General features: G+C 60.1%; 3 protein-coding genes. 2 read left to right on the forward strand and 1 reads right to left on the reverse strand.

Annotated features, from left to right (window positions below; translation table 11 throughout):
- Together NW863_RS05320 and NW863_RS05325 are read left to right on the forward strand one after the other, a co-directional pair.
- Positions 1–423 (forward strand): extracellular solute-binding protein (locus NW863_RS05320; RefSeq protein WP_414365009.1); only part of this gene is annotated, 423 nt, incomplete at its 5' end.
- A 75-nt stretch (positions 424–498) separates the two neighbouring features.
- A complete protein-coding gene (locus NW863_RS05325) occupies positions 499–669 on the forward strand; it encodes a high light inducible protein (protein WP_414361756.1) in 171 nt (56 codons plus the stop codon).
- A 222-nt stretch (positions 670–891) separates the two neighbouring features.
- Here the strand turns inward: NW863_RS05325 and NW863_RS05330 are convergent, their stop codons facing one another.
- A complete protein-coding gene (locus NW863_RS05330) occupies positions 892–5,466 on the reverse strand; it encodes a response regulator (protein WP_414365011.1) in 4,575 nt (1,524 codons plus the stop codon).
- Between the last annotated feature and the right edge of the window lie 230 nt (positions 5,467–5,696).

A 5,696-nucleotide genomic window follows, 5' to 3' on the forward strand; every position in this document is an offset into this window, starting at 1 on the left:
ATTGGCGGGGTGGGCGGCAAAAATCAATTGGTCTCCGGAACAGCCAACGTGGCGGTTGTCTACAGCGGCGATGCCCTGCAAGCTGCTGAGGAAAATCCCAACATTGGCTACTTTGTCCCTCGCGAGGGCGCTCACATCTGGCTAGATGTGATGGCCATCCCAGCCAAAGCTCCTAACCCGGAGCTGGCCAACCGCTTCATCAACTTCCTTCTGGAGCCGGAAATTGGCGCCCAACTGAGCAACTACAACCGCTTTGCCACCCCCAATGCTGCCGCCCTGCCTAAGATTAACCCGCAGGATCGCCAAAACCCAGCTATCTATCCCGATGAGGCAACCTTTGCTAGGCTGCAGTACCTCAAAGTGCTGTCGCAGGAGGAGCTCCGTCTCGTAGACGCTGTCTGGACTGCCGTCAAAAGCAGCTAGGGATCCTTGTCGACCTCACCTTGTTAGCTCTCGACACAAAACTTGACACTTTTTAATATCTGAGCCACATTGGAGATGTCACCCCTTGATGGAGTTGCAACCATGGAAAACCAAGAAGCTAAGTTTGGCTTTACCACCTTCGCCGAAAAATGGAATGGCCGTCTGGCAATGTTGGGCTTTGTGATTGGCGTTTTGACCGAGCTGCTTACGGGCCAAGGGATCCTCTCTCAAATTGGCCTGATGTAATCCCAGCCCGCCTGATTGGGTCGAAGCACTAGCTAGATACTTTCTGCCCGGCTGTCCTCTTGCAGCTTGCTCAAGCAGCCGGGCTTTTGCTGCAGTTCCGAGCCAGAGCGAAGCCAAACAGCCGCGCCAATTTGTTCCTCCTACCTCCAATGGTTCGCCGCTTGATCCCCATCTCCTTTTGGGAGAGGGGCTGGGGGTGAGGGCGACAAGTCTGGGATCGCTCTAGCCTTCCAATTCCTGCAGGTACTGGCAAATGTCGGCCAAGATGCGCTCCAGCTCCTCCAGGCCCTGGGAAGCGCTTGCCCATTTTGGGTCATCAGCCGGGGATCCCGGCTGCGCCAGTTGCACCCCCAGGTGTTCTAGCTCGCGGGCTACTTGACAAAAGGCATTGGCTCCCACGTTGGCGCTGGCTCCCTTGAGGCGGTGGGCAATTTTCCTCAAGTCTTCGGCATTACCCGCTGCAAGAGCTTGGCGCAGCCGCGGCAACTGATCCTGGCCATCTTGGACAAACACCTGCAGCAGCTCCCGCTGAAACTGGCGGTCACCTCCCGTAACCCGCTCCAAGTAGGCGGCGTCGATGGGGTAGGGCAGCGTGGGAGCAGGGTCACCGCCGGCAGCTTCAGGAGAAGGCGGATCGGACGAAGCCGCCCCGTTGGCTGCTCCTGCTGCGGAAGGGGCGATCCTTTGGCTCCAGTGGTTGAGCACTTTTTCCAGATCCTCCTTTAGCACCGGCTTACTGAGATAGTCGTCCATGCCCGCTTGCAGGCAGCGCTCCCGATCCTCCTGCATGGCGTTGGCCGTGATGGCAATCACCACGGTGCGGTGGCCGGATCCCCGCTCCTGCTGGCGCAGGCGGCGGGTGGCCTCGTAGCCATCCATCACCGGCATCTGGCAATCCATGAGGATGAGGTCGTACTTGACTTGCTGCAGCAAATCCAGCACCTCCTGGCCGTTGGCCACCACATCCGCCAGGTAGCCCAAGCTCTGCAGCTGGCGCAGGGCCACCTTCTGGTTGACGGGGTTGTCTTCGGCCAAGAGGATGCGCAGGGGTTGCTGGGGGCGGCTGGCCGAGGGCGCACTCTGCGAAAGGGGTGGGCCCATGCCCAGCAGCGCGGTGGCCAGGCCGGAAGACTTGCCCAGGGCCATGATCAGAGCTTCTTGCAATCGCGTTTGCTTGACCGGCTTGGTTAGGTAGGCAGCAAAGCCAATCTCGGCGGCGCGGCGGGAGTGCTCCCCCAACCCCAGCGAGGTCATCATCACCAGTTGCGTCGGGGACAGTTCGGGATCCGCCTTGATCCAGCGGCCCAGGGTTTCCCCATCCACCTCCGGCATCTGCATGTCCAAAACCGCCAAGGGGAAGGGGATCCCTTCCCGCGCAGCCTGGCGCAGCTTGTCCAGAGCCTGGTAGGCATTTTCGGCTTCTTCCACCACCATGCCCCAAGCGGTGGCCTGGCAGCGGACGATCTTGCGGTTGGTGGCGTTGTCGTCCACCACCAACAGCCGCTTGCCCTGGAGATTGACAGGGATGCGGGCGGGGTGCTGGGAGATTTGTCGGGCGTAGGGTTGTCTTTCCAGGGTAAGCTCGAGGCTGAAGGTGCTGCCGCGGCCCACCTCGCTCTCTAGGAAAATCTTGCCCCCCATCAGCTCTGTCAGTTGCTTGCAAATGGCCAGGCCCAGCCCTGTGCCCCCGTACTTGCGGGTGGTAGAAGCATCCACTTGGGTGAAGGGCTGAAACAGCTTGGCTTGCGCTTCCTTGGGGATCCCGATCCCTGTATCCCTTACCGAGAGCCGCAGTTGGACATGGGTGGCCGTTTTTTGCAGCAGCTCGGCCTGGATGACCACCTCCCCTTGATGGGTGAACTTGATGGCGTTGCTCACCAAGTTGTTGAGGATTTGGCGCAGCCGCGACGCATCCCCCCGCAGATAGCGGGGCACTTCCGGCGGCATAAGCACCGCCAGCTCCAGGCCCTTGGCATGAGCAGTGGGGGCAAAGAGATCCGCAACCTCCTCCAAACAGGCCCTCAGGTCGAAGTCCAGGATCTCCAGCTCCATCTCCCCGGCTTCCAGCTTGGAGAAGTCCAGGATGTCGTTGATGAGGGTCAGCAGGGCATCGCCGCTGATGCGGATGGTCTCGACAAAGTCCCGCTGCTCGGGGGTCAGGGGCGTCTCCAGCAACAAGCCCGTCATCCCCAGCACCGCGTTCATGGGGGTGCGGATCTCGTGGCTCATGGTGGCCAAGAAGCTGCTTTTGGCCTGAGAAGCCTGCTCTGCCGCTTTGCGGGCTTGTTCTAGCTCAAGGCTGCGCTGGCGCTCCCGCTCCAGGAGCTCTGCCTGGGTAAGGGCAATGCCGATTTGGTTGGCCAGTTGCACCAGCAGCTCGATCTCAAACGGCTGCCACTGGCGGGGTGCAGAACACTGGTGGGCCAACAACAGCCCCCACAGCCGCTGCTCCATGAAGAGGGGCACCACCAGGTTGGCCTTCACCTGCATTGTTTGCAGCAGCTCCAGGTAGCAGGGCTCCAGCCCTTCGGCCTCCACGTCGCTGATGGCGCGAACCCGGCCCTGGCTGTAGAGCTCAGCATATTTTTCCTGAAAACAGGGATCCTCAATCACCTCGCCCACAAGGGAAGGGATGCCGGGCTGGGTTTTCTCGTTGGAGATGATCCCGGATCCATCCGGCTGGAAGCGGTAGACCAAAACGCGATCCGCCCTGAGCAGGGCTTGGATCTCCGTTACTGCCGTTTCCAGGATCTCGGCAATATCCAGCGATTGGCGGATCTTTAAGCTGAGATCGGCCAGCAGTTGGGCCCGCCGGCTCTGCCGCTCCAGCTCCTCGGCAGCTTTTTTGCGCTCGGTGATGTTGCGGAAAATGCCCCGCGTGGAGACCATCACCCCATCTTCAAGGCGGCAGTTAACACTTCCCTCCACCCAGATGGTTTCGCCCTTGGCAGTCACAAAGGCCGTCTCCACCTTGTCCAGAGGTTGGCCAGCCAAAAGCTTCTGGAAAACCACCTGGCAGTGCTCTCGATAGTCGGGGTGGATGATGTCGAAAACCCTCATTTGGTGGATTTGAGCTTCGTCGTAGCCCAGGGTCTCCTTCCAGGCGCGGTTGACGTAGAGAAAGTACCCTTCGGCATCGACAGCCTGAATGAGATCGCTGGCATTTTCAAAGAGATCCCGGTAGCGCTCTTCGCTTTCTTTGAGAGCCAGCTCCGCCAGCTTGCGCTCGGTGATGTCGATGCCGGTGCTGATGATAAACTCCACCTCGCCCTCGGCGTTGACCAGGGCGGTGTTGGTCCAAGCAATGAGCCGCAGCGCCCCCTGCTTGGTGCGCCAGAAGTTTTCATGGCGGTTTAAGAAAAGGGAGCGACTGCCCTTAAGTTGTTGAAAAGCTTGCTCCACGCCGGCCATCTCCTCCGCCGGGATCAAGCCCAAGTCCCAGAGCAGTCGGCCCTTGACTTCTGCCAGCGAATAGCCAGAAAGCTGCTCGGCAGCGCGGTTAAAGCGCAGGATGCGCCCTTCGGGATCCATGACCACCACCACAGCGCCTGCCGTGTCGAGGATGGCGCTGGTAAAGTCCCGCTCCTGCTTGAGGAAGGTTTCCGCCCGCTCCCGCTCGGCAGTTTCGCGGCGAATGAGGGCATAAACTGCGGCCAACAGCAAGTAGGTAAAAGCCAGCCCCCCCAGCAGGATGGCATTGGTTCTAACCCAAGCAAGCTGGAACTGCTCGCTGCGCTGCTGCAACAGAAGCCGCTCTTGCTCCTGGAGCGCCTCCACTAGGTTGGCGATCCGCTCCATCAACCTTTGCCCTTCGCCCCTCTTCAAGGCTTCTTGAACAGCGGCCAGCCCCTCTTGATCCCGGAGCCGGATAAGATCTTGGGCAAGGTTCAGACGCTGTTCCAAAAGCAGCTCCAGCCACTTCAGGCGCCCTTGCTGGAGAGGGTTGTCGGCTGTCAACTCTTGCAGCCGGCTAAGACGAGTGGGAATGGCCTCAAGGCTGGCCTTGTACTCGTCGAGGTAGCCAGGCTCGTTGGTCAAAAAGTAGCCCTGTTTACCTGCCTCGGCAGCACGGATCTCTGAGAGCAATCCTTCCAGGTTCTGGATCACTTCCAGGGTATCGGCCACTTGCTCCGTCAGTTGGGGCAGGCGACTGGCGTTGCGCTGGGCAGAGTAGGCGATCCCGCCCAAGATCAGGGCAGCCAGGCCCAGGCCAGCACTGACCTTGAGGAGAAAGCGGTTTTTGCGAGCAGGCTTGCTCTCGCCAGCTTTGGGAAGCAAGGGAGCCTTGGCCAACTCCCGCAAGGTGCGGCGCAGCTCCAGTTGGGCTGTCACCTGATGGGCCAGGGCCTTGAGCTGCTCCAATTGCTCCGGGCTGAGCTGGCGGGGTTGGTAGTCCACCACGCAGAGGGTACCCAGCGCTTGCCCTTCCGGCGTTACCAAGGGCACACCGGCGTAAAAGCGAATATGCGGCTCTTGGGTTACAAAAGGGTTATCGGCAAAGCGCGGATCCTGGGTGGCATCGGGCACCACCAGCGGCTCTTTGGGCGAGAGGATGGCGTGGGCACAGAAGGCCACATCCCGCGGCGTTTCCTCGATGCCCTCAATGCCGAACTTGGCCTTAAACCACTGGCGATGCTCGTCAATAAGAGTTACTAGCGAAATGGGCGTGCCGCAGATGTAAGCAGCAAGCCGGACGATCTCGTCAAAGGCAGTTTCAGGGGCTGTATCGAGAACTTGATACTCTCGTAGGGCAGCCAGCCGCTCTTCTTCGTTGGGGGGAAGGGGAGCCTTGGGCATAGGTCAAGCTGGAGAGACGGGATCCGGCGCTGCCGTGGGTGAACCTCAGCAGCCTGGTAAAAGAGACAACCCCAGCATAACTCCCCGACCGCCTTGCCGAAATCCTCAAGGATCTATGCCCCCAAACGAACCAAGCGGGAGCCGTACTGCCTGCCTTGGGGGAGATGCCCTTGTTTTCATAGAAAGCCAGCGTGATCTCAGGGACTTGGCTTTCAAGAAGCTATACAGAT

The organism is Synechococcus sp. B60.1 (assembly GCF_047462555.1).
In the GTDB taxonomy this organism is placed as follows: domain Bacteria; phylum Cyanobacteriota; class Cyanobacteriia; order Thermostichales; family Thermostichaceae; genus Thermostichus.